At 54.6% G+C, this 23,113-nt stretch carries 26 protein-coding genes; 13 read left to right on the top strand and 13 right to left on the bottom strand.

The annotated features are described in order from the left end of the window. Window positions 1–5 precede the first annotated feature (5 nt). Both H8B20_RS16495 and H8B20_RS16490 read left to right on the top strand, forming a co-directional pair. A complete protein-coding gene (locus tag H8B20_RS16495) occupies window positions 6–734 on the top strand; it encodes a capsule biosynthesis GfcC family protein (protein ID WP_210623935.1) in 729 nt (242 codons plus the stop codon). Further along, window positions 731–2,809, top strand: coding sequence for a YjbH domain-containing protein (locus H8B20_RS16490; RefSeq protein WP_115147229.1), 2,079 nt, complete (start codon window positions 731–733; stop codon window positions 2,807–2,809). The genes H8B20_RS16495 and H8B20_RS16490 overlap by 4 nt, the downstream gene beginning before the upstream one ends. 874 nt (window positions 2,810–3,683) lie before the next feature. On the opposite strand, the gene H8B20_RS16485 is transcribed toward H8B20_RS16490, so the two are convergent. The 3 genes from H8B20_RS16485 to H8B20_RS16475 form a co-directional block, all read right to left on the bottom strand. Next, complete coding sequence (locus tag H8B20_RS16485; protein ID WP_210623888.1) at window positions 3,684–5,078, bottom strand: undecaprenyl-phosphate glucose phosphotransferase; 1,395 nt, start codon at window positions 5,076–5,078, stop codon at window positions 3,684–3,686. 389 nt (window positions 5,079–5,467) lie between these two features. Continuing rightward, window positions 5,468–6,127 carry a winged helix-turn-helix domain-containing protein gene (locus tag H8B20_RS16480; RefSeq protein ID WP_115147230.1) on the bottom strand — a complete coding sequence of 220 codons (660 nt, stop codon included), beginning with the start codon at window positions 6,125–6,127 and terminating at the stop codon, window positions 5,468–5,470. A 271-nt stretch (window positions 6,128–6,398) separates the two neighbouring features. After that, window positions 6,399–7,139, bottom strand: a complete 741-nt coding sequence (locus H8B20_RS16475) for a winged helix-turn-helix domain-containing protein (RefSeq protein ID WP_042560122.1) — start codon at window positions 7,137–7,139, stop codon at window positions 6,399–6,401. A gap of 567 nt (window positions 7,140–7,706) precedes the next feature. Here H8B20_RS16475 and H8B20_RS16470 point away from each other — a divergent pair. Beyond that, complete coding sequence (locus H8B20_RS16470) at window positions 7,707–8,540, top strand: undecaprenyl-diphosphate phosphatase (protein WP_210623887.1); 834 nt, start codon at window positions 7,707–7,709, stop codon at window positions 8,538–8,540. On the opposite strand, the gene H8B20_RS16465 is transcribed toward H8B20_RS16470, so the two are convergent. Further along, window positions 8,541–8,912 carry a DUF2388 domain-containing protein gene (locus tag H8B20_RS16465; RefSeq protein ID WP_210623934.1) on the bottom strand — a complete coding sequence of 124 codons (372 nt, stop codon included), beginning with the start codon at window positions 8,910–8,912 and terminating at the stop codon, window positions 8,541–8,543. It lies immediately after the preceding gene. Between the two features lie 75 nt (window positions 8,913–8,987). Then, window positions 8,988–10,007, bottom strand: a complete 1,020-nt coding sequence (gene dusA, locus H8B20_RS16460; protein ID WP_210623886.1) for a tRNA dihydrouridine(20/20a) synthase DusA — start codon at window positions 10,005–10,007, stop codon at window positions 8,988–8,990. A gap of 102 nt (window positions 10,008–10,109) precedes the next feature. Between dusA and H8B20_RS16455 the strand changes: the two genes are divergently transcribed. From H8B20_RS16455 to H8B20_RS16445, 3 genes are all read left to right on the top strand, one after another. Beyond that, entirely contained in the window at window positions 10,110–11,204 is a 1,095-nt protein-coding gene (locus H8B20_RS16455) for a site-specific integrase (protein WP_071550931.1), read from the top strand. 90 nt (window positions 11,205–11,294) lie between these two features. Next, the gene (locus H8B20_RS16450; protein ID WP_210623885.1) at window positions 11,295–12,020 is read left to right on the top strand and encodes an ImmA/IrrE family metallo-endopeptidase; all 726 of its coding nucleotides are present in this window, start codon (window positions 11,295–11,297) and stop codon (window positions 12,018–12,020) included. Window positions 12,021–12,086: 66 nt separating this feature from the next. After that, window positions 12,087–14,018 carry an AAA family ATPase gene (locus tag H8B20_RS16445; RefSeq protein WP_210623884.1) on the top strand — a complete coding sequence of 644 codons (1,932 nt, stop codon included), beginning with the start codon at window positions 12,087–12,089 and terminating at the stop codon, window positions 14,016–14,018. Window positions 14,019–14,090: 72 nt separating this feature from the next. Here H8B20_RS16445 and H8B20_RS16440 read toward each other — a convergent pair whose 3' ends face one another. Genes H8B20_RS16440 through H8B20_RS16410 form a run of 7 tightly spaced genes read right to left on the bottom strand, consistent with a single transcriptional unit; the run spans window position 14,091 to window position 16,831 of the window. Further along, complete coding sequence (locus H8B20_RS16440; RefSeq protein WP_071550928.1) at window positions 14,091–14,360, bottom strand: pyocin activator PrtN family protein; 270 nt, start codon at window positions 14,358–14,360, stop codon at window positions 14,091–14,093. Beyond that, window positions 14,357–14,995 (bottom strand): hypothetical protein, encoded by a 639-nt coding sequence (locus tag H8B20_RS16435; RefSeq protein WP_210623883.1) that lies wholly within the window; start codon window positions 14,993–14,995, stop codon window positions 14,357–14,359. Before H8B20_RS16435 ends, H8B20_RS16440 begins: the two co-directional genes overlap by 4 nt. Then, complete coding sequence (locus tag H8B20_RS16430; protein WP_210623882.1) at window positions 14,992–15,411, bottom strand: hypothetical protein; 420 nt, start codon at window positions 15,409–15,411, stop codon at window positions 14,992–14,994. Before H8B20_RS16430 ends, H8B20_RS16435 begins: the two co-directional genes overlap by 4 nt. 58 nt (window positions 15,412–15,469) lie before the next feature. Beyond that, window positions 15,470–15,787, bottom strand: a complete 318-nt coding sequence (locus H8B20_RS16425; RefSeq protein WP_210623881.1) for a pyocin activator PrtN family protein — start codon at window positions 15,785–15,787, stop codon at window positions 15,470–15,472. After that, the gene (locus tag H8B20_RS16420; RefSeq protein WP_210623880.1) at window positions 15,780–15,959 is read right to left on the bottom strand and encodes a hypothetical protein; all 180 of its coding nucleotides are present in this window, start codon (window positions 15,957–15,959) and stop codon (window positions 15,780–15,782) included. The genes H8B20_RS16425 and H8B20_RS16420 overlap by 8 nt, the downstream gene beginning before the upstream one ends. Beyond that, window positions 15,946–16,230 carry a phage antirepressor KilAC domain-containing protein gene (locus H8B20_RS16415; protein WP_123595049.1) on the bottom strand — a complete coding sequence of 95 codons (285 nt, stop codon included), beginning with the start codon at window positions 16,228–16,230 and terminating at the stop codon, window positions 15,946–15,948. The genes H8B20_RS16420 and H8B20_RS16415 overlap by 14 nt, the downstream gene beginning before the upstream one ends. Before the next feature lie 10 nt (window positions 16,231–16,240). Continuing rightward, the gene (locus H8B20_RS16410) at window positions 16,241–16,831 is read right to left on the bottom strand and encodes a hypothetical protein (protein WP_210623879.1); all 591 of its coding nucleotides are present in this window, start codon (window positions 16,829–16,831) and stop codon (window positions 16,241–16,243) included. 420 nt (window positions 16,832–17,251) lie between these two features. Here H8B20_RS16410 and H8B20_RS16405 point away from each other — a divergent pair, with 420 nt between their 5' ends. Beyond that, complete coding sequence (locus H8B20_RS16405; protein WP_210623878.1) at window positions 17,252–17,806, top strand: mobilome CxxCx(11)CxxC protein; 555 nt, start codon at window positions 17,252–17,254, stop codon at window positions 17,804–17,806. 9 nt (window positions 17,807–17,815) lie between these two features. Then, entirely contained in the window at window positions 17,816–18,022 is a 207-nt protein-coding gene (locus H8B20_RS16400; RefSeq protein WP_210623877.1) for a hypothetical protein, read from the top strand. 32 nt (window positions 18,023–18,054) lie between these two features. Here the strand turns inward: H8B20_RS16400 and H8B20_RS16395 are convergent, their stop codons facing one another. Beyond that, window positions 18,055–18,786: a LexA family protein gene (locus H8B20_RS16395; protein WP_210623876.1), complete on the bottom strand. Its 732-nt coding sequence runs from the start codon at window positions 18,784–18,786 to the stop codon at window positions 18,055–18,057. 79 nt (window positions 18,787–18,865) lie between these two features. Between H8B20_RS16395 and H8B20_RS16390 the strand changes: the two genes are divergently transcribed. From H8B20_RS16390 to H8B20_RS16370, 5 genes are all read left to right on the top strand, one after another. Next, window positions 18,866–19,126 (top strand): hypothetical protein, encoded by a 261-nt coding sequence (locus H8B20_RS16390; RefSeq protein ID WP_210623875.1) that lies wholly within the window; start codon window positions 18,866–18,868, stop codon window positions 19,124–19,126. Window positions 19,127–19,457: 331 nt separating this feature from the next. After that, window positions 19,458–19,976 carry a phage regulatory CII family protein gene (locus H8B20_RS16385; protein WP_083366735.1) on the top strand — a complete coding sequence of 173 codons (519 nt, stop codon included), beginning with the start codon at window positions 19,458–19,460 and terminating at the stop codon, window positions 19,974–19,976. Next, on the top strand, window positions 19,969–20,196 hold the full coding sequence (locus tag H8B20_RS16380) for a TraR/DksA family transcriptional regulator (RefSeq protein ID WP_083369365.1): 228 nt from the start codon (window positions 19,969–19,971) through the stop codon (window positions 20,194–20,196). Before H8B20_RS16385 ends, H8B20_RS16380 begins: the two co-directional genes overlap by 8 nt. Then, window positions 20,186–22,402, top strand: coding sequence for a VapE domain-containing protein (locus H8B20_RS16375; protein WP_210623874.1), 2,217 nt, complete (start codon window positions 20,186–20,188; stop codon window positions 22,400–22,402). Before H8B20_RS16380 ends, H8B20_RS16375 begins: the two co-directional genes overlap by 11 nt. Then, a complete protein-coding gene (locus H8B20_RS16370; RefSeq protein ID WP_210623873.1) occupies window positions 22,395–22,754 on the top strand; it encodes a PA0613 family protein in 360 nt (119 codons plus the stop codon). The genes H8B20_RS16375 and H8B20_RS16370 overlap by 8 nt, the downstream gene beginning before the upstream one ends. Window positions 22,755–23,113: the final 359 nt, after the last annotated feature.

The following is a 23,113-nucleotide window of genomic DNA, read 5'->3' as shown; positions in this document are numbered from 1 at the left end:
GTCTGATGGTGATTGCCGGTGTGAGCCAGGCCGCTGTCACGGTGACGGGCGATGTCGCCAATCCCGGGCCGGTCGAACTGCCGGCGGGCGGGCGCTTGCTCGATGTGATCAACGAAGCGGTGCCCAATGCCGAAGGTTATTGGTTGGCGGGGGTGTTGCTGCGCCAGTCATTGCTGGAGGAGCAGACGCGGCTCAAGGCTGGTGTGCTGTTCGATCTGGATGTCTTGCAGCGCATGGCGTTGCTCTTTGACATGCCGAGCCGTGTGGCGCTGGCGCAACGGTTGACCGAGCAAGTCCGGCAGATGCCGGTGACTGGCCGGCAGATCGCCGATCTCGATCCGGTCGCGGTGGAAGTCGGCTTCGCGCGCAACATCCGTCTGGACGATGGCGATCGTCTGATCTACCCCAAGCGCATCGACGAAGTGGAAGTGCTCGGTGCTGTCGCCGAGCCTTGCCACTTGCCGTATCAACCGTTGCAGGAGGCTCGCGAATACCTGCAAGGCTGTTCGATCCTGAGCGATGCCGAGGCCGATTACCTGTGGTTGATCCAGCCCAACGGTGTTACGCGGCGTGTCGGTATTGCGCACTGGAATCGCGAGAGCGGGCACATGCCCGTCGCCGGCAGCAAGATTCTGGTGCCGGTCAAAAATGATGATCTTGATCCGCCTCTTCCTGAACTGAATCAGCAGTTGGCCGAATTGATTGCCACGCAATTGGCTGAGGTGGTTCGTTGAATTTTCGTTTTGCAGCTGTTTTTTTATTGCCCGTTGGTCTGGCCCATGCCGAGCCGCGTATTACTCAAAGTGACTTCGGTGGCACGGGCCTGTTGCAGACGCCTACGGCGCGCATGGCCCCGGCCGGCGAGTTGAGCGTCAACGCCAACCGCACCGAGCCTTACAGCCGTTACAGCGTTTCGTTGCAGCCTCTGGATTGGCTCGAAGGCTCGTTTCGCTACACCGCGATCACCAACCGGGCGTACGGCTCCGAGGCCCTCAGCGGCAGCCAAAGCTATAAGGATAAGGCGGTCGACGCCAAAGTCCGGCTGTGGCAGGAAAGCCATTGGCTGCCCGATGTGGCACTGGGCTTCCGAGATATCGGCGGTACGGGTTTGTTCTCCAGTGAATATTTCGTCGCCAATAAGCGCTACGACAATTTCGATTTCAGCGCCGGCATTGCCTGGGGTTACCTGGGCAATCGCGGCGACATCGACAACCCGCTGGGCTATGTCAGTGATCGCTTCGATACCCGGCCCGCGCTCGAAGGCACCGGTGACGTCAACTCAGGTTCGTACTTTCGCGGTAAACCTTCGTTTTTCGGCGGCGTGAGTTATCAGACGCCATGGGATCGCCTGAGCCTGAAACTCGAATACGAAGGCAACGACTACAAGCACGAGCCGAAGGACAACGTGATCAAGCAGGACTCGCCGATCAACTTCGGCGCGGTGTTCAAGGTCGCGGATTCGGTCGACATCAGCGCGGCGTGGGAGCGCGGCAACACGGCGATGTTCGGCGTGACATTTCACACCAATTTCGTCAGCCGCAAGGCGCCGGCCAAGACCTACGACCCAACCCCTGAACCGCTGCCGGCGAAGATGCCGACCACGTCGATGGAGCAGGTCGACTGGGCCAACGTCTCGCAACGGTTGCAGCAAAATGCCGGCTACAAGGTGGAGCGCATCACTCAGCGCGATTCCGAGCTGATCGTGTATGGCGAGCAGCAGCGTTATTTTCATTCGTCCAAAGCGGTCGGGCGTGCGAGCCGGGTTCTCGACAACAGCGTCAACGACGACATCAACTGGTTCACCGTCGTCAACAAGCGTTACGACCTGCCGCTGGAAGAAACCAGCGTGCCGCGCGAGACCTTTCGTGAAGTGATCAACAACGAGGAGCCGCTGCTGTCGTTGCACCGCACCACCGAAATCAATCCGGCGATGCCGCACAACGAGAAAACCCTCTACAGCGAAGCGCCGCAGCACTTCAGTTATGGCGTGGGTCTGGGCTTCAAGCAAAACGTCGGCGGCCCTGACGGTTTGCTCTATCAGTTCAGTGCCGACGCGGACGCCGAGTACCGCTTCAACCGCAGCACATGGTGGAGCGGTTTGCTCAGTGCCAACCTGATCAACAACTTCGACAAATTCACCTACGACGCACCCAGCGGGTTGCCGCGCGTGCGTACGGATTTGCGTCGGTACCTGACCGAGTCCGAAGTGACCATGCCGATGTTCCAGCTGAGCCACACCGAACAGTTGGATAAAGACTTGTACGGCATGGTTTACGGCGGTTATCTGGAGTCGATGTTTGCCGGGGTAGGGGGCGAAGTGCTGTTCCGCCCGACCGGCGAGCGCTGGTCGGTGGGCGCGGACCTCAATTACGTGCGCCAGCGTGAATTCGACCAGGGTTTCGGCCTGCGTGATTACTCGGTGGTGACCGGTCATGTCACCGGTTATACCGACTTGCCTTACGACATGCTGGCGGCTGTCAGCGTCGGCCGTTACCTGGCGGGCGACTGGGGCGGCACGATGGACATTTCCCGAGAGTTTTCCAACGGCGTGCGGGTCGGCGCTTGGGCAACGATAACCACGGCCAGCAGCGCCGAGTACGGTGAAGGTAGCTTCGACAAGGGGCTTTATCTGTCGATTCCGTTCGACGAAATGATGAGCATGTCGACCATGCGCCGGGCCAACCTGGTCTGGGCACCGCTGACCCGAGACGGCGGCGCGCGGCTTAATCGTGGTTATCAACTGCACTCGATGACCGATAGCCGCGATGACGATATGTTCTATCGCAACTTTGAGAAGATCACTGAGTAATCACTGATCTTCCGAACACTCAACCCGTGTGGCTGGCCTGCCAGCCGACGAGTTTTTGTCTGAATACACCGAGTCCAAATTTGTAGCAGCCAGCCTGCTGGCGATAGCCATATATCAGACACAGTTGATATAGCGGATGTATCCGAATCCCTGTGGGAGCTGGCTTGCCAGCGAAGGCGTCCGCTTGGTTGATGATGTTTTTGTTGGTTGGGGTACATATCCGTTGCTGCGGTAACGGCTTCTTAGGGTTCCGCCCTTACGGCGGGTCACCTTTTCCAAACGCCGAAAAGGTAACCCAAAAGGCTTTGCCCTGACGTCCGGCCCACTCGCTAAAGCTCGGGGTTCCTTCGCTCCGGAATCCATCCGGGGCATCGATTCCGGTTTGCTTCGCTGCACCTCCTTTCGATGTCCTCCCCGGATGAATCCCTGCACTCAGCCTCCCGACGGGCTTTCAAGATCAAGAACCGCACTCGAGCTAACGCTCATTGTGTTGAGTGGTGAGAAGCAAGGGCGGCGGCACATTCAGCACTGATGTTGACTGACTGACCTTCCGCAATCGCTGGCAAGCCATCCCCACAGGGTCATTCGCCGCAGCCCCAAACTCGGATCCACCACAAGTCCCCTGTAGGAGCTGCGGAACGCTGCGATCTTTTGATCCTGATCTTTACGATCAAAAGATCGCAGCCTCGTTTCACTCGACAGTTTCTACAGGGTCAGATGTCGAAACCAAAGATCCGATTCATACCCATTCCCCCATGGGCTCTTAGTGAGCCCCGAGTCAGGGTCCATATCCGACTTCGGTCAACCCCAAATCCCAGGCACAAAAAAGGGGACTTTCGTCCCCCTGCGGTCATGCATTGCGTAACGCCAACCCTCAGTAGATATCCTTCGACAACAACGTAAACGGTGTCTTCACCAGGATCTTCAGGTCCAGCCACAACGACCAGCTGTTGATGTACTGCAGGTCAATCTCGACACGTCGCTGCATCTTGTCGATGGTATCGGTCTCACCCCGGCAGCCACTGATTTGGGCGAGGCCGGTAATGCCTGGCTTAATCCGATGACGCGCCATGTAAGCGAGGATTTTCCCCGAGTAGAAATTGTTGTGCGCGACGGCATGAGGACGTGGGCCGACCAGCGCCATGTGCCCTTGCAGCACGTTGAACAATTGCGGCAATTCATCCAGCGAAGTGCGGCGGATGAAGCGTCCGACCGGGGTGATGCGCGAATCGTTGCGGCTGGCCTGCTTGACCTCTTTGTCATCGTGCACCCGCATCGAGCGGAATTTCCAGACCTGAATCACCTTGCCATTCCAGCCGTGGCGATCCTGCTTGAAAAACACCGGGCCCGGCGAGTTGATCTTCACGGCCAAGGCAATAATCGCCAGCACCGGACTCAACAGGATGATCGCCAGCAGCGCGACGCTTTTCTCCATCAGGCTTTTGCTCAGTGCAGCGGTCGGGCGGCTGGTCAGCGGGCTCTCGTTCAGGTAGATCGCCGGCAGGCCGTCCACGACTTTCACCGAATGATTGAGCAGCGTCAGGCTGTTCAAGTCCGGCACCCAGACCACATCCACGTTGGCGCCGAGCAAGTCGACATACATGGCTTCGATTTTCGCCGCTTCCGACAGCGGCAGGGTGATGTACAAACGGCGGATGTCGTGGGCTTCGATCAACGCCAGCAGATCTTCCTGGGCGCCGACCACGCGAGGTGCATCCGAGGTAAGAGAAGGGACCACGCCGTTGCTGATCAGCCCCACCAGCGGCAGGTTTTCAATTTGGCTCAGCTTCTTCGCCAGCCCCAGCGCCAACTCACCGGTGCCGACGATCAAGGTCTTGTGCTCGCTTTTACGCGAACGCTGGTAGAACTTCGAAAACGCATGCAGCGGCGCGTACAACAGTGCCTGGCCAAGGAAGCCGTACACCGCCCAACTGAGGATGACCTGTCGGGAAAACAACTCATCGGCCTTGCACACAACCGCGATGAAAGCCAACGCCGCCATGGTCATGGACCAGCCCATGAACAGGCGTCCCAGCCCCGTCAGATAGTTATCCCGTTTACGATAAACGCCGCTGAACGTGTAAGCCGGCACCGATGCCAGTACCGCCAGCGTTGCGCACATCCGGTAGTAGAACGCGACGGTTCCCGTGTGTTGCTCCGCCAATACAAACAGCAGGGCTACGATAAAGCCCTGTGCCAGCGCCCATTGTCCCCAGAAGGTAAGTCCCTTGAGGCCCGTGCTTCGATTGATACTAAGAGAAAGATCCATACGATATCCCCAAAAGACGTCCATTCAGGTTTCAACAGTTGAAAGCCGAGTTGTTAGTCAGATGTATTGTTTTTGTTCTGGTTAGTGTTCTGAGGTAACAACGTCGATATGCCGAACTGTCGTCAGTCAATAGACTAATTTATTGTCGGGAATGGTGTCTGACGAGTTCTAACAAGGTGGCACAATGCCAACTTTTTAATAATTAAATAGTTGGTTGTTAGAAAAGGTCGCAGAGGAGGGGGTGAATAGTTGTTGTTGTATTTGTTACTGTTAGAGGGTGGAGGCAGGGATTTTTATTCTCATCAGGGAGATGGAACCAAACAGAGTGCTCTTGTTGTTTTTGTAATCGCACTGTTATCTGTTTGTGTGTTCGCAGATATTGCCTGTGTTTACGCGACGATGTCCTGGATGAGGCAATAACCGCGATTTCTCACGGCACGGAACAGTCGCTCACCTTGGCTGGCACTTTTGAATTTGTCTTGCAGGCGACTCAGGCACATTTCCAGTCCGCGATACTGCTCCGGCTCTCGGCCGATGCTCAGGATCAAGTCATCTCGACTGACCACGCGGTCTTCGTGATGCAGCATTTTTCTCACCAGTGCCGTTTCCAGGCCGGTAAGACTGATCTCGATATCGTCTTTGACCAATGCGCCTTGATCATTATCCAGATGCCAGGTTTCGGTACACGGCGTAACGCCTTCATTACCAACAGGCAGTTTGCCGGATTCGCCGGTTATGGCCGGAGCGCTGCGAAAGGGATTGCTTGATTGTGCTGCCCGCCACTCGGATTCGAGTGTGGCCAATATACGCTGGGTGTCATGTTCAATCGTGCGGGCAACGTGCTTTCGGGTGCCGCTTGGGTAAGTGAACTCCATCAGCATGGGGGCGGAAGAGGGCGAAGTAGCACCTTCAATAAACATTTGTGCCTGAGACGTGCCCAGTGAATTGAAGCGCTCGCTCGACAGGATGTTCTCGAGTTCACGTTGCGACGCTGTGCTGTTGGTCACGACAACAAAGTATTTTCTGGGGAGGGTTGTACTAGTTTCCATGTCTCTCTCCTTAACTGCGCACCAAAATTGGTTAAAAGGTAAATCGGCAGGCGAGCAATGACTTCCTTGGAAGTAATCGACAGGCAGGGTCTGGGCCCGAAAATGGCCCTCGATAATTCCACTCGATCTGCTGCTATGTTGTTGAGTTTATTGTTATGTTATTGCGCTCATTCGATCGCTTTTTTATAGGTAGGCGTGAACTAAAACCATAGATATATCGTTGCATCAGACGATCCTTCGTGAGCATGCAAAAGGGATGGCTGCCCGAGACTCAGGCAGTCGATATCAGGCCCCGCATCAAACGATAGCCATAGCCGCGGATGCTCTGAATCGCGTTTGTACCATACACGTCCTTGATTTTTCCACGCAAGCGACTGATGGACTTCTCCAGCGCACGAGGATCGTAGAAATTGGGATTGAGTCCCATGATGTTGGCGATTTCATCATGGCTCAGAATGTGATTATTACTTTGCGCAAACGCTTCAAGGATTTTCATCTCGGCAAACGAGATATCCAGGCGTTTATTTGTGCTCAGCAGACAGATCCGAGTTGGATCAAGTGTCAGTTTGATGTCTCTTTGCCATTCTTCACTGCTGAAGAATTCTCCTAACGACTCGGCGCTATCGTCGGAAAGGGTGTTGATTTTGATACAGAAGTCGGCACCGGCAAGGTAGTACTTGATCTTGTTGAAAGCACCGCGGCCAGTGATAACGGCACAAATGAGCGGCTTAAAGTTGTCTTTGCGCAGGTTCTCGACCAGTGCAAGATTGTCTTCGAGTGCTTGTGGGCTGTCGATGACAATGAAGATTGCTCGATACAATGCAGAATCTTCATTCTGCATATAGGCATCAGTGTACGAGTTGGCTTCAAGCGCCACATCGGTTCGCACAAGCTTTGCGAGTAGCGCACTAAAATGCTCCGCCACGCCACGGGTTCGACCCAAAGTGAGTACACCTGGTTCGTCGATTGTCGGGCGCGGACTTCTAGTCGCCAAGTTCCCTGAGAGCATCATGCATTGACTCGAAATTAGGTGCTGACATCAGGATGTTAAAGCACAGGTTCTCATCTGTGACTGACAATTGGTAACATTTACGCCGTTTTTAGACGTAGCTCCCGAGTTTTCTAACAATAAATAAGCTTTTCAAGCTTTTAGTTGATTTTCTCGGCTTTGTGAACTAGTGAGTATGTGGTGGCAATATGAAATTGTGCCACTATTTTGAACTCATGACGACATCTTTGTTTATGTCCATTGGCCACTGTATAGCCAGCCTTCAATATGTGAGGCAGGTCACACTTTATTGGCGCAATGAAATTTTTCCTACTAAGTGCCTAAATAATTTCACATTAGTTCGTACGCGGACGTTTATTAACATGGCTTGAGTGTGTCTTTTGATAAGACGTAATCTCCTCGGCCAACAAGAGCAAAGATCGCAGCCTTCGGCAGCTCCTACAGGTGAATGCTTTCCAAATGTAGGAGCTGCCGAAGGCTGCGATCTTTTGACCTTTGTATTATTTCAGATACTCAATCCCTGAGTGTTATCGACCAGTCGCTCACCAAGAGCGCTCTGACGGAGGATTAATGGATTTCTGGACCTTTTTCCAGGTGTTGATTTTGGGTGCAGTAGAGGGCCTCACCGAATTCTTGCCGATCTCCAGTACTGGCCACCAGATTATCGTTGCCGACTTGCTGGAGTTCGGCGGTGAACGCGCCATGGCGTTCAACATCATTATTCAACTGGGTGCCATTCTTGCCGTCGTCTGGGAGTTCCGGCCGAAGATCATCGAAATCGTCAAAGGCTTGCCGACCGAGCGTAACGCCCAGCGTTTCACCCTCAACCTGTTGATCGCCTTTCTGCCGGCCGTGGTTCTGGGTGTGCTCTTCGCTGACACCATTCATCACTACCTGTTTAACCCGATCACAGTCGCCGTCGCTTTGGTTGTCGGCGGTATCGTGATGTTGTGGGCCGAACAGCGCAGCCATGTGATTCGCGTCGAGCATGTCGATGACATGCGCTGGTCTGACGCGCTTAAGGTCGGTTTCGTACAGTGTCTGGCGATGATTCCCGGCACTTCGCGTTCCGGATCTACCATCATCGGCGGCCTGCTGTTCGGTCTGTCGCGCAAAGCCGCCACCGAGTTCTCGTTTTTCCTGGCCATGCCGACCATGGTCGGTGCCGCCGTGTACTCAGGCTACAAATACCGCGACCTGTTCCAGCAAAGCGACCTGCCGGTCTTCGCCTTGGGCTTCGTCACCGCATTCATCTTCGCCATGATCGCCGTGCGCGGCTTGCTCAAGTTCATCGCCAACCACAGCTATGCCGCGTTCGCCTGGTATCGGATCGCGTTTGGCTTGTTGATTCTGGCCACGTGGATGTTTGGCTGGGTGAACTGGACGGCGGCTGCGGCGAGCTGATTACTGGCTGCTGATCAGCGCGGCGACGGCGAGATCGTTTAATTCACTGTCGGGGGATTCCCGACGAAAACGCTGCAAGGCCGAAGTGAAATACGCGGCTTGCAGCATGCCGTCGCTGGCGAGGTAATAGCGCGCGTCTTCCTGCTCCTCGGCGGAGTAAACACGTTTGAAGTTTTCGGTCGTGTTATTCGTCGCAGAAAAAGGTGTGAGAAACAGCACAAGGATGGAGAAACCGGAAAATTGCGTGGCCTCCCACGGCGTATCGGTGCTCCCCATGCAGAACCCGTCGCAATGTGCATAAACATTCGAGGTGAAGCTAAACAAGGCGAGCAGGTAGTAACGCTTCAAGCGAGAAAAAATAAACGCGGGCATAAACAAAAGACATCCTGTCAGTACAACAACACTCCGGGCAACGCTCATTCGTTGCCCGCACATACAACGCGTCGATCAACGACCCGCCAACAACTCCGCCGCCTGATCCAGCAACGCCAACGGATCCTTGGCCTTGTGAATATCCACCGACAACAATTGCCGAAACTTGCGCGCCCCCGGAAACCCGGTGCCCAGGCCCAGCACATGCCGCGTGATGTGATGCATCGCCCCACCCGCCAGCAAATGCTCGGCTATATAAGGTCGCAACTGCGCCAACGCCTCAGCCCGGCTGATCACCGGCGCCGAACTGCCGAACAACTGCTGATCCACCTCCGCGAGCAGATACGGATTGTGATAAGCCTCACGCCCCAGCATCACACCGTCAAAAGTCTGCAAATGCTCATGGCAGGCCTCCATCGTCTTGATCCCGCCGTTCAGCACAATCTCCAACTCCGGAAAATCCGCCTTCAACCGCGCCGCGACGCCATAGCGCAATGGCGGAATGTCGCGATTCTCCTTCGGCGACAACCCCTCCAGAATCGCAATCCGCGCATGCACCGTAAAACTGGTACACCCGGCATCCCGCACCGTCCCGACGAAATCACACAGCTCCTCGTAACTGTCCCGCCCATTAATCCCGATCCGATGCTTCACCGTCACCGGAATCGACACCGCATCACGCATCGCCTTCACACAATCCGCCACCAGTTGAGGGTGCCCCATCAGGCACGCACCGATCATGTTGTTCTGCACACGATCACTCGGGCAGCCGACGTTGAGATTCACCTCGTCGTAACCGTGCTCCTGCGCCATGCGGGCGCAAGCGGCCAGATCGAGTGGCACGCTACCGCCCAACTGCAAGGCCAACGGGTGTTCAGCTTCGTTGTGGCGGAGGAAACGTTCGTAATCGCCGTTGAGCAGCGCGCCGGTGGTGACCATCTCGGTGTAGAGCAGAGCGTTCTTCGACAGGAGGCGTAGGAAGAAACGGCAATGGCGGTCAGTCCAATCCATCATCGGCGCCACACTGAAGCGGCGCGACGGCTCGGAACGGGCGGGACTAGAGTTTACGGGCGTTTCAGGTTTTTCAAAATTCATTGATACTGATCTTTTATACAGCAGTTTTTACCCATTTTTCCTTGTTTTTCGAAGTCGCTTGCTACAATGTAGCAAGCGAGATCAGCAATGTAGCAACTGGAAATGGGCACGATCACATCACGCAAGCGCAAGGACAACTCGACAGCCTACACGGCGCAGATACGGATTAATCGGGACGGGAAGACAGTTTATCAGGAAAGCCAGACCTTCGACCGTAAGCAGGTCGCCCAGGCTTGGATCAAGCGCCGCGAAACGGAGCTGGCGGAGCCTGGTGCCATCGAGCGCGCGAACCGTAAGGGTGTGACGATCAAGAAGATGATCGAGCAATACCTGGATGAGTACGAGAAGATCCGACCGCTGGGCAAGACCAAGAGCGCGACACTGAACGCAATCAAGGACACCTGGCTGGGCGAGCTCGACGACTCGGCACTGACCAGTCAGAAGCTGGTGGAGTTCGCTCAATGGCGGATGAGCAAGGAGGGCGGTGGCGTCCAGGCGCAGACGGTCGGCAACGATCTGTCGCACCTGGGCGCGGTGTTGTCGGTGGCACGACCGGCCTGGGGTTATGAGGTGGATGCGCTGGCCATGCCGGACGCGCGCAAGGTGTTGCGCAAGCTTGGCATGGTCAGCAAGAGCAAAGAACGCAACCGAAGGCCGACCTTGGAAGAGTTGGATAAGCTGATGGAGCACTATTTCGAGATGCAGGCACGACGTAAAGCCCAGATCGACATGCCAAAGATGATCGCCTTCGCGATCTTCTCGACGCGCCGGCAAGAGGAAATCACGCGTATTCGTTGGGAGGATCTCGATGAATCCCGACAGGCCGTCCTCGTCCGAGACATGAAAAACCCTGGGCAGAAAATTGGCAATAACGTGTGGTGTCATCTGCCGGATGAAGCCTGGGCGATCATTCAGTCCATGCCTAAAAAGGAAAAGGAAATCTTCCCCTACAACGGCAAGTCGATTTCAGCGTCCTTTACCCGGGCCTGTCCGCTATTGGGCATTGAGGATCTGCATTTCCATGATTTGCGACATGAAGGGGTAAGCCGGCTGTTTGAGATGGACTGGGATATTCCGAGGGTGTCGAGTGTTTCGGGGCATCGTGACTGGAACTCGTTGCGTCGGTATACGCACCTGCGAGGCCGAGGTGATCCCTATTCTGGATGGAAATGGCTGGGTAGGATCAACGCTGGTTGATGTATAGCTACGAAGACTAAGCGGCTCCTGTATTTTTGCTTAATATGGGCCACTGAGAGCAGCTAATCGAGGCATGGAGAAGGGGGCGTCATGAAGAAGCTTGGGGCAAAAGAAAAAAAACCTAAGAAAAAGAAAAAAGTCGTAAGCATTCCTGTTCCCTTTCTTGATCCGGATTTTATTGAGAGTGAATCATATCGTCGCGTCCGATTTTGTAATGATCGAGTTAGTCTTGAAGAGGTATGCTCGACGCAAGAGGTTGAGTCGGGCCTGCGCGTCATCTTTTCCAATGACGTTTCGACAGCATTAGGAATTATCGATTTTATTACCTCTGTCGTGACTATATTTACAGTGGGCAGAAGTTTAGATGTGCAGCGTTTGGCGTTGGCCCATTGTATTGGTCATGCCGCTCTGGACCATGGTAGGTTCATGGAGTCAGGGGTTGTTTACGATTCGCATGTGGATATTCGGCTGAAGCCCAGCACATCTATTAATGGTTCAAGCAGCTTGGAGTGGCAGGCGAGGTCTTTTGCTTCGAGTTTACTGATGCCACGTCAGGTTTTTTTAAGTTATTTCTCATACCTTCAGGAGAAATTAGATTTCAAAAGTCGTGGGCATGGACCCATTTATCTGGATGATCAGCTTTGTAATCGGATATTGTACGCAGAAATTGTCACGGAGATGCGAATTTTCTTCGATGCCCCGAAAACACTGGTGGCGTTCCGTATTAACGCGCTCAAACTGTTGACTGATGCTCGTAGGCCGCTGCGCGCTACTGAAGAAGTGGCCGCAGAAACGCTAAATACATTTTTTAACTAGGTTTGTTTTTTCGATGTGCGTTGTGGCTTGTAGGCTGCTTTTGTTGATTGCTCGGTGGGAATGATAATGCGTAAATTTTCAAGTGGTGTCGAAGATAAATTATATATCCCGCTGAGCGAACAAAAAGCCAATGCTTTAGTCGCATCCAACGCCGCCTTCGAGATGTTGGACGTATTAACTGATGCGGAAATTGCTGCGGTCCTGATGATTCAGCATCTTACGAGTTTTGATCAAGGGAGGAGCATGGTTTTTTCCGCTGAACGGCTCTTGGCTAATCTAGTTGCTTGGGGGGTTAGGCAAAAGCAGGGCGACGTAAATTTAGTGCAGGAAGTAAAGCGGTTGTTCGACGTGAGTAAGTTAAGTGCTGGGCTGGATGTGTTGCACGAGACGGGATTGGAATTATTGTCTCAAGATGAGGTGGATGCAGGTGAATATTTGTTGGGTGATGGTAGTTGGGACTTCGAGTATCGAGTTCGTCACTATAAAAAAGTAGCCGCATTTAAGGCGGAAGTCGAGACGCCTAAGGGCAAACTGTTGGTGTTGAGTGCCCCGCAGGATCTTATCGTTCGATCCTTTTTAGCGGAAAAGGATGAGTCAATTCATATTCAGGGTTACGCCGGCACTGGGAAAACGTATCTCATCTCTTCGTTGGCAAAATTTATGGATCCATACACAACGTTGGTGCTCGCACAAACCCAGGCTCAGTTGTACCAGTTAACCTATCGTTTGCAACAGGGGCATATTGTTGCAAGGACATTCATGATGTTGGCGATGGAGCTACTGGTAACGAAACGTCCACATCTTGTAGAGGCGGCGGATGACTACCTCAACCTGAAAGATTCTGAAGTATCACGGGTCTTGAATATAGGGTCTGTTGGGGTGATAACTCCCGCTAGGGTTACGGCGATTTGCAGGCGAGCTGTAAAGAAGTACTGCCAAAGTGGGGATAAGTATATAGCCAAGTGGCACCTTCCTTATATTAAGGAAGATGTTACTCCAGTTGATGTGGCTATTCTTGTTCAATATACGGAAAGAATTTGGGAGGCGACGATATCTCCTCCCGTGTACGAAGTGAAATTTCCAGTGCGGGGCTTTCACTTAATTAAGTACTTGTCGTTAACTGAGGAAGTTATACCTGAAAGCTTTGCTCACGTAATTGTAGATGAGAGTCATGATCTTTCTCGTCCAATACTTAAAATTCTTGATCGAAGTCCTCAGGCAGTCATAACCTTGGGGGATGAATATCAGTGTATTAATGGTCCTGTGTTTAAGCGATCCAAAAATATACGTCAGCGGGATATCACGCTGTCCGTGAGGGCTGGGAAGAATATGGAGAATATCTTAAATCCCCTGATTGATGCTCATCCAACGAAAATTAAGCTGCCCTTTGAAGGCGGCAGCAATGATGGAACTAAAGTAGTTTATTATGATGTTGGTAAGGTGCCTGACAGGCCGTCGACAATTCTAGTTGACTCAGAGTGGGGGATGTTCGAATGGTTTCAGCGCCTGTCTCACGCGGGCCTGCGTTTCGCTTTGTTGCACGGATCGAAGCAAGAGTTTGTCGATTTTATGACGGATTGCATAAATCTGTTTCACCGTGGCGTGCAACCCAAGCATAGAATTTTATTTTTTCACACTTCATGGGAGTCGTTGGCGCAAGCTCAAATCAATAATGGAGTGTTTGAGAAAATCGAGGCAATGTTGGTAAGAGGATATGATATCGATAAGCTTAAAATTTCTTTGTTGTTACTTGATGACGTCTCACCTAGCGGTTACCAGTTGGGCATGGTAGGGAATGTGAAAAATGCGGAGTTTGATTCGGTCATGCTTGCTCCGGACTTGTTAAACGAAATTAGGCCTGGAGATGTTCTAGGGTACGACAGGAAAATTTGTGCATTGTACACCGGTGGATCCCGAGCTAAATACGAACTGCTTGTGCCTGGGGGGATCGGAGAGTGGATTGGAAGTCAGAAATACAACGCGACGAAAAATAAATGATCTGATGCTGGGTTACTTCTGATCGTTACAGGGTTTAAGTAAGTGGGGCCAAAATGGCCCCGTTCGTTTAGTTTAGGCGGCACGTCCCATTAATTTGTTTTGTTCGATGGCAGCTTTCTCGCGCTGCCTGTCTATGTAGTCTGCCAAGTCTTTTAAATGGATGCCAAGGGCTGCTTTTTGACTGTTGGCTCCTAGTCGCACAATAGGTATGTCTATCTCGCCCGATAAACATTTCAGTTTAAATTTCTCGACAGTCAAAAACATATAATCGGCGCAAACACGGCTCAGTGGAATCACTGCCTGGCCATCGTACTGGGCCATAAGTAAAAAGAGTGTATTCATTCTTCCTCCTGGGACTTCTTCATCGCCAGACGGACTTGGACAGGCTTCTTCGCGTCCCAAACGGCTCGCTTCCAAGATCGGCGCAACCATCCAGCAAGGCCCACTCTATACGCGTAAAGCTCACGGGCGAACGTATCGGATTTACCCGCACATGGTGAGCTGATATACGTCCCGCGTTGTTGGCAGTACTGCACGCCTTCGGGGACTGGAAACTCTTTCTCGAACTCGGCGCGCTCGTCAATTTGGAGCACGTCGACGGCTAGCTGCTGAACAGTTTTCTGTTCAGGCAGAGGGGGCTTATACCCCTCGATAGGCTGCGCGTGCGGGCGATTCTGAGCGATTAGCGTTGCATTGGGTGCGGCTGCCTCGCGCAGCTTTTCGTGGGGTGTAAGTGTCTCGGTGGTGCTGCTGGAAGGAGCAATAATGCCTGCTGCTACGCAGCAGAGGCTGTTTGTTTCAAGTGTGTCGACGCTGGCTTCCTTGCGGAGCAAAGCGGTCGTGGATTGGGTGTCGTGCTGGTCCAATTGCATGCCGCTTTCCTCCGAGGTTCGATTGCGTGTTGGTTCATCTTCCGCTGATGGGGCGTGAGCCGGGTTGCGGGGGGGGGTGGTGGATTGGGGCGGGATCTGGCTCATGCCGCGTCCTCCAGCTCTGCCGGTTCCAGCAAGGCGGCGATGGCGAGCGCCTGGTCGCGCAAGGCGCAGGTGTCGCGTTCGAGTTTTTTTCCAGTGCGGAAGGCGCTGAAGGTCTCCGCCGCGATCCGGAGCTTCTCTGCGATGTCTAGTAAGGTTTGACGCTCCTGCTCCCCCAGCTTTGTGGCTGACACCGCGCGCTCGTAGTGATCGAAAAGTTGCAGGCGGTCGGCACGAACTCGAAGTAGTGAGTGCTCCAAATTACGGATAGCTTCTGAACTGTCGGATTGTTGGATAGCTTTGCCTTCGTCGATTCCTTCGACACGGCCATCAATCAATCCCCCTCGGTAGCCGGTCCAATAGATGAGGACAGCGCCGATGATGAGGCCGATCAATGCGCAGATCTGAATTGCGGTCATGTGGTGTGCTCCTGGTGATGTCTTCGGCTGGTGGTGGCAGCCATTCGGCTTGTCGTTGTTACTCGTTGGTGTCGTCCTGCTGTCGCTGCATGTCTTCGTCGGCCTTGTAGGCGCGGATGTCTATCAGTGAGGCGACGTGCCGGATGTGGGCGTACTTCGGTGCCTTGCGGCTGGTGTCCAGCGTGGTGATTGGGAGCTGGATGCGGCCGCTGCTGATCTCGGCCACGAACGATTGCTCGTTGAGGTTGCGGAAATACTGCTCGCGCACTTTGTCGAGCGGGATCAGGACGTCGCCGAAGATGCGGTAAAGCAGTTCGACGGTGGCTGCCTCCGGCGCCGGGGGTAGGCGTAGCGGGTTTTGTGCTGTGTTACTCATGGCTTTGTTGGGCCTCTTTGCGTTGTTTTCTGGCCGGGTGGTTCCAGGCGTTCAGGCAGTGCCGTTTGGTCAGCTCGCGCAGATGTTCGGGCACTTCGAGGAGCGCGGTGTTGCGCTCCTCTCGTGTCCGCATGGCGATGATCTGGCGGGCGTATTCCCTAGGCCACGTCACGGTTGTCTGCCGGGATGGCAGGCAGATCGATGCCCAACTGTTCGGCCAGCCAGCGGATGCCGGGTTGTTTCACCCGGGTCGACTGGCTGTACTGCATGCCGAGTTGGTCGTGGTACCACTGGCCGTCCTTGATGCGCAGGTAATCGCGGTCGCGGTTGGGGTAGGCCGGTAGGTTCTTCTCGTTCAGCAGGCCTTTTTCCCGCATGCGAGCGATGAGCTTTGGCCGGGTGAGGCCGAGTTGGGTCGCGGCTTGGGCGAGGTTGCGTTCCATGGCGCCCCCCTTATGCCGCGTGCGCGGCTGGGGTGGCCGCTGCAGCGAGGTGGTTGATGGACTCGGTGACCTTGCCGTAGATATCGACATCGCTGCCGTATACGGTGAAGCACCGGGTGTGCGGGCTTGTGTTGCCTATACTCAGGATGGTGGTGACACCTGAGCGCGATTGCGTGCGATGCATCGCGACTTGCACGGGGTAATCGAAGCCCATGTCGAGGCTCAGCACGCCGCCGGTGCGTACCAGCTCGAACACGCGTTGCTTGTCGGAGACCTCGAAGCGCCCGTATTCGCGGCTGGCATGCGGGCGGCGCACCAGGTCGCTGGTGTTGCTCGTGTCGAACGGGCCGTTGGCGATCTCTTCGATGAAGTCGGCAAGTTTGAGATGCATCTTCTTTTCGTTCGTCAGGGTCAGCGTGTGGCGTTCGCTGCTCAGTTCGATGACGAAGGTGCTTTCCGTTGTGCCGCGTTCGACCTTGAGACGGAACGCCAGGCACTCACGCTTGGGCGCTGTCCTTAGGACGTGGTTGAAGGTTTCGGTCAGGTTGACCTGGGCGTTGAGCAACTGCAGGGTGCGGTTGTCGATTTTGAACTTGATCATGCTGCGTGTCCTCCGCCGTTCGGATCGAATGGGGTGGGGGCAATGCGAGGTTGCTGCTTCGGTTTGGTGGTGACAAACGAGCAGCCGCTCTCGCGGGCCAAACGACGGATCTCAAAGATTTGAAAGGGGGTGGCCGTGGCCGGGTGAACGTGCAAGGTTGCTGTGGTGTGCATGGTGTTGCCTCGCTCTGTGGTGGAAGAGTGAGGCAAATATCAATCCTTGGTTGTCAAAAGTCAACCGGTGGTTGATATTGTGTTTCGATCTCGACGATATTTGACATTGGCATGTAGGAGATAGCATTCTGCCTTCTAGGAAGGCTCAGCGTCATGCTTACTCTGTGTTTTGAGTAAATTAGAAGTAGTGTTCTTCATACGTCTGAGATGTAATTATTCGTCGGGTGTACCAATTCAAGGAGCGAAATTGTCTACTTTTCAAGAGCTATGTTTGAATAAAGAGTTAGACTCATATGGAACTTCTCGCGTTTTTAAACGACGCATGGATAGGCTTTTTTTCAAAAGAAACTTAGTTACATACCTCGGCGTAGCGGTTCCAGCCCTGGTAGGTGCTAGCGCGCTCGCTTTTGGTACAAAAGTATTTGAGTTTCTTGTGTATCCAGCTGGTGTTGCTGTAGTTATTCAGTTGGGTGTGTCTTTATGGGCAATTGTTGCTCAGTGGGACGGAAAATTTGCATATGCTGTTAATGCGATGCAAGCGAATCTGAGAATCTGCCAGTCATGGAAAAGCCTTCGGGCAAATCCGCCGCCGAACCAACAGGATGCCCAGGATGCCTTTGATCTTCTCTCTGCTGAAGACGGGCGGCAAGAGGCTGCGGATCTAACTCAAAATATTAAAGATTCTGAGATTCGTTATGGTATGAGAATGTCTCTTTATCAATATCGTGTTGCTTGTGCGGTATGTAAGTTAGTGCCTGAAAATCCGAAACCAACCGATTGCCATACTTGCGGTAAATTCTAGGAGAGAATCATGAACTTGAAAGTCCGACTGGCACTGAGTAGCTATGTTAGCTTAACTCCAGAAGATAAGCGGGAGTTCATACAGGAGCTTTTGAAGCATCACAAGGTCGATGTGAAAGAGGTTATCTCCTTGGAGGCTTTAGGTAGCACTATCAATGAAACAATGATCACCCTTGGGCCGCGAGAAGGTCGTTGTGGAGTCTGTGGTCGAGGCTAAATTAATGATTTCATTGTAAGAAAGGGTCGGTATTATTCAGGAATGAATGAGCCGACTACTTTTCCACAGATATGCGTCTCTTCCGTAATATCGATGATTGGATATTGCGGGTTGATGGGGCGGAGAAACTGCCGTCCGGCATCCTCAACCAATATTTTGAAAGTTGCTTCATTAGTCCGTGGGACTCTGGCAATTACTCTATCCCCAGTCTTCGTTTCCGCCTCCGGGTCCACAAAAATAATGCATCCTGTTGGATAGCTGCGTCCAGGTCCGGGATTTGTCATCGAGTCACCGAGGACTTTCAGTGCATAGCCATGGTTGCTAATTGGCACCGGACAAGACAACCAAGAATCGCTGTCATAGTTCTCAATATTTGAAATCGCCTCACACCAAGCACCAGCCTGCACCCAAGAGATCAATGGAACCTTGCCAAAGCGCTGATTGATTTCACTAACGTTGCTCAAGTCACTAGGGGCTAGAGCGCGAACATTGCTATGGCCAATCTGCTCTTTCGGCAGAACCCCGTACTCAAGCCATTCCCGCCTGACACCAAGCCATGTGCAGAGGGCAGACATGCTATCCGCCTCAGCCATCGCTTCGCCATTCAGCCATTTACTGATGGCCTGTGTTGTTTTATCAACACCCACGCTTTTCAACTGACGATGGATATCCACTCCTCGACCACGTGCGCGTACGCCGGCATCGTCGAGGGCTTCGTGTAGGCGCTCGCTGAAAGCTGCGCGGAGAGAATTTTTATCAACCATGGGTTGAGAGTCTCATAAAGGTTGCGCAATAGTCAGTTGATCTATAACATCAACCGCAAGTTGATAAATGGAGGTTGTCATGCTGAACCCCGCAGACTTTTCGAGTGCTATTGCGTTCGCTTTTGAAGCCGTAGGCGGCATCGGAGCCGCTGCGAAGGTATGCAATAGAAGCTATCAAGCACTGAACAAATGGCGTCAGGCTGCATGCCTGCCGAGAACGGATTACACAGGTGAAACCAATTACGCCGAGCTGTTGGCAACTGCTGCGAAGCAGAAAGGCAACGCGTTCCAAGCTGCTTGGCTTTTGAACGCTTCGGCTCCACAAAAAGCTGCAGCGTAGATAGAAAAAAGGCGACCCAAAGGTCGCCCAGTTCCTCCCAGCACGCACCACCACAGCGCTGTCGGGTCGCGATAAAGATAGGCGGGCACACCACATGTAACCACCTCTCTTTATCGCGCTTTTCCAAGGCTCGGAAGCCTTGGTGTTGCTGCCTCTTCCACCACAGATTTGGCAGCTGTTGCGCCAGGGGTGAGCAATGGATTGCTCGCCCCGGCACGGTGCCGGTATCGATCCCGAAGATCTAGCCGGCGTTTGGGCCCTTTCAAGCCACGCGGCAAATGTATCACCACTGCATGTCGCGCGGCACTGGCAACTTACAAGGATTAATGCCATGAGCCGTATCGCTCTGAGTTCTGTTGAGCGGGCGCAGCGGGAAGTTTTGCCGCTCGATCTCGCGCTTTACCATGCCGCACGGGACTACCCCGGCGGCGCTGCTGCCATCGCCGCCACTACCGGCCGGAATGCGACCACGCTGCAGCACAAGCTTTCCCCAACCCACCCCAGCCACACGGTGAACATCCAAGAGTTCGGCGAGATTCTGGAGCTGACCAAGGATCGCCGCATTCTGGATGCGGTGCATGCATTGGTCGGTGATACGACTTGGCAGGAGCTGGCTGAGGCGTACACCAATGACATGCCGGAGACGTTGACGACCGGGATTGCCGAGTACTTCCGACAGGTCGCGGATCTGGCGGATACCTGGGCCAAGAGCATTGGCGATGGGGTTGTTTCCGATGAAGAACTGGCCGCGATTCGCCTGCAGGTGTTTCGTGGGATTCAGGGGTTGCTGGGGTTGTTCAACCGCGCCACATATGTCAACCAGACGACGCGGGGTGTTGATCGTGGCTGACATCGCTGACTTTGCAAATGACCTGGTGCAAGAGCGTATCGATCAGGCGCTCGCTGCACGCAACGCCGCTAAACCTGCTTTGGCGGCGCATTCGTTTCTATTCTGTGAAAACTGCGACAGCCCAATTCCCGAGGGCCGGCGTTTAGCTGTTCCTGGCTGCACGCAATGCGTGAGCTGCCAGGAGGTCGAGGAGATCATGGAGGCCATCCATGCTCGATGAAGTGTTGGGGCAATTCGCGGATTACGGCCTTGAGCCTGCGCAGCCGCTGGTGTTCGGCAAGCTGACCCGGTGTAAGACTTCGCAGGACAAGGGCAAGGAAAAGAATGGCTGGTATGTCGTCCATGAACAGCACACGGAGAAAGGCGAGACGCTGATCTTCGGTGCGTTCGGTGACTGGCGCTCGGGAGAGTCTCAGAAGATCAAGGTCAAGGCTGGTCGAATGTCGCCTGAAGAGCGCGAGGTAATGCGCGCTCGACAGGAAGAGGCCAAACGCCGCGCGGCTGAGATCTCGGCCAACGCGGCACGTCGTGCGGCGAAGCGTGCAGCGGGTATGTTCAAACGCATGCCAGAGAAGGGCCGTAGCGACTATCTGGATCGCAAGCAGATCGTCGGTTTCGGCGTTCGGTATGCGCCGCGTACCGGGGCGTTTTTAGTACCAATGAACAACGTGCGTGACGAGATTGTCGGACTGCAGGTGGTGTTCCCGACCAAGCAAGAGGACACCGGGCGGGACAAGTCCTATTGGCCTTACGGCATGTCGAAGGAAGGTGCTTTCCATCTGATCGGGCCGCACCCGGATCCGGGCGAGCCGGTGCTGGTGTGTGAGGGCTACGCGACCGGCGCAAGTCTGCATATGGCCACGTCATTGACCGTGGCCGTTGCGTTTGATGCGGGCAATTTGCTGGTGGTTTGCAAGGCCATGCGCGAGCGTTTCGCCGGTTGTCCGCTGATCATCTGCCGGGACGATGACTGGAAGACCACGAAGCCGAATGGTGACGCGTGGAATCCCGGTGAAGAGAAAGCAAACAACGCGGCGCTAATTGTCGGTGGCCAGGTGGTTGCGCCGATCTTTTCCAGCGAGCGGGAAGCTAAGTGGACCGACTTCAATGATCTGCATGTCGCGGAAGGCTTGGAGGCGGTGCGCCGTCAGGTGTTGGCGGTGGTCAAACCCCCGGCCGCTGGTGGCTGGAAGGACATGCTCGCCCGTAGCGAAAGCGGTGCGTTGATCGCGCATATGCAGAACGTCGAGTTGATCCTGGCCAACGATGAGCGTTGGGCCGGCGTGATCAGCTACAGCGCATTCAGTTCGAAGATCGTGAAGCTGCGTGCGGCGCCTTATGGCGGCGGCACGGGCGATTGGGCGGACATTGATGATGTGCGGGTGATGAAGTGGCTCGCGCAGCAGTACAACTTGCGGGTTAAAGCTTCGCATGTGATCGAGGCGGTGAGTGTGGTTGCGCATGACCATGCGTTTCATCCTGTGCGGCAGTACTTGCGCAAGCTGCAGTGGGATCAAGTGCCCCGGCTTGAAAGCTGGCTTACCGATGTCATGGGCGTTAAGGCCACCGACTACTCGTCGAAGGTCGGTAAGCGCTGGATGTTGTCGGCCGTCGCTCGGGTGATGAAGCCCGGCTGCAAGGCTGACTCGGTGATGATCCTTGAGGGTGCGCAGGGCGCCGGTAAGTCAACGGCGATGAGCATCCTCGGTGGCGAGTGGTTTATGGACACGCCGTTTGCGCTGGGCGACAAGGACGGCTTTCAGGCGATCCGGGGAAAGTGGATCGTTGAGCTGGGCGAGCTGGACAGCTTCAACAAGGCTGAGAGTACGAAGGCCAAGCAGTTCTTTTCGGCGTCCACGGACACTTACCGCGAGAGCTACGGCCGCAGAACGATGGACGTGCCACGCCAGTGTGTTTTCGTGGGTACGACCAACCAAGACGAGTATCTGAAGGACGCCACCGGCAACCGGCGTTACTGGCCGGTGGCGTGTACCAAGGTGGATCTGGAGTTGTTGCGCTCGATGCGCGATCAGCTGTGGGCCGAGGCGGTGTTCTGCTACGACGCGGGCGACCTCTGGTGGGTGACGCTGGATGAGGCGGCGATGTTCGGCGAGGAGCAGGACGAGCGCTTCGTTGTGGATGAATGGGAAGGGCCGATTCTCACCTGGCTCGAGGAGTCGCAGATCGGCGAGACCACCACCGGCAGTGACGTGCTCACCAGTGCGTTGAAGTTGGACTTCGGACACTGGGGCAAGCCGGAGCAGATGCGCGTCGGCGCGATCATGCACCGGTTGGGCTGGCGGCGTGTTCGGTTGCCGGCATTGGCTAAGAGCGGGCAGCGGCCTTGGGCATACAAGAAGCCGGCAGGGTGGGGCGGTGCCTCGGCGTTGCAGCGGGTTCAGTTTGAGGAGCCTTGCTTTGATTAAGGAGATCGATTCGCTGCTGAGGTTGTGGGCGCAGGAGCTGCATTCAGAACATTCGAAAGGGGGGCTGGCCGGGGGAAATATGGTTGCCATGATGATGGAGAGCAACGGGCAACTGATCAGGGGGCGGCGTGCCTTCCGTGCACCAATGGAGAGTTCGCTGGACATCGAGCTGATCGTGACCAAGCACCTCGCGCCGGAGCTGGTAACGGTGGTGCGTGAGCATTACTGCACGCTCGATGTGGATATGCGCCTGCGGTATGCCCACTGCGGTTGTGGGCGCGATACGTACTATCAGCGGTTGCATGATGCGCATCTGCAGATCTTCGGCGTGATGATGGGGCAGGCTGCGTGACCCCAGGTATTCGTCCGGTTGTGGTTGTCCCACTGGCCCGTCTTGTCCCGCTGCGTTTTGATGCAGTGGGACAGGTGCGGGCCTTGTCGTTGCTGGGTTGTCCCACCGTCCCGCCTAGTAGTGCCTCCCGCCCGTGTGAGCGTAGCGGGCAAGCAGTACGCGCTTACGCGCGAACGCGTGCTCTTTAAATTTCTTCCTTTACACGAGAAAAGAGAAAGATAAGTAGGACAGTGGGGCGAAGCCCCGAATTCAGGCGCTCTCAGGTGTCCCACTTCAATTATGAAAAGTGGGACGTATGGGACAACGCCGCAATAACAGAATGCCGGGGAGGTGTATTCGCCGACATTCGCTAGGCGTTC

It is taken from the genome of Pseudomonas sp. P42, from assembly GCF_017973755.1.
In the GTDB taxonomy this organism is placed as follows: domain Bacteria; phylum Pseudomonadota; class Gammaproteobacteria; order Pseudomonadales; family Pseudomonadaceae; genus Aquipseudomonas; species Aquipseudomonas iridis.
This window is presented reverse-complemented; position numbering and strand designations above follow the sequence as displayed.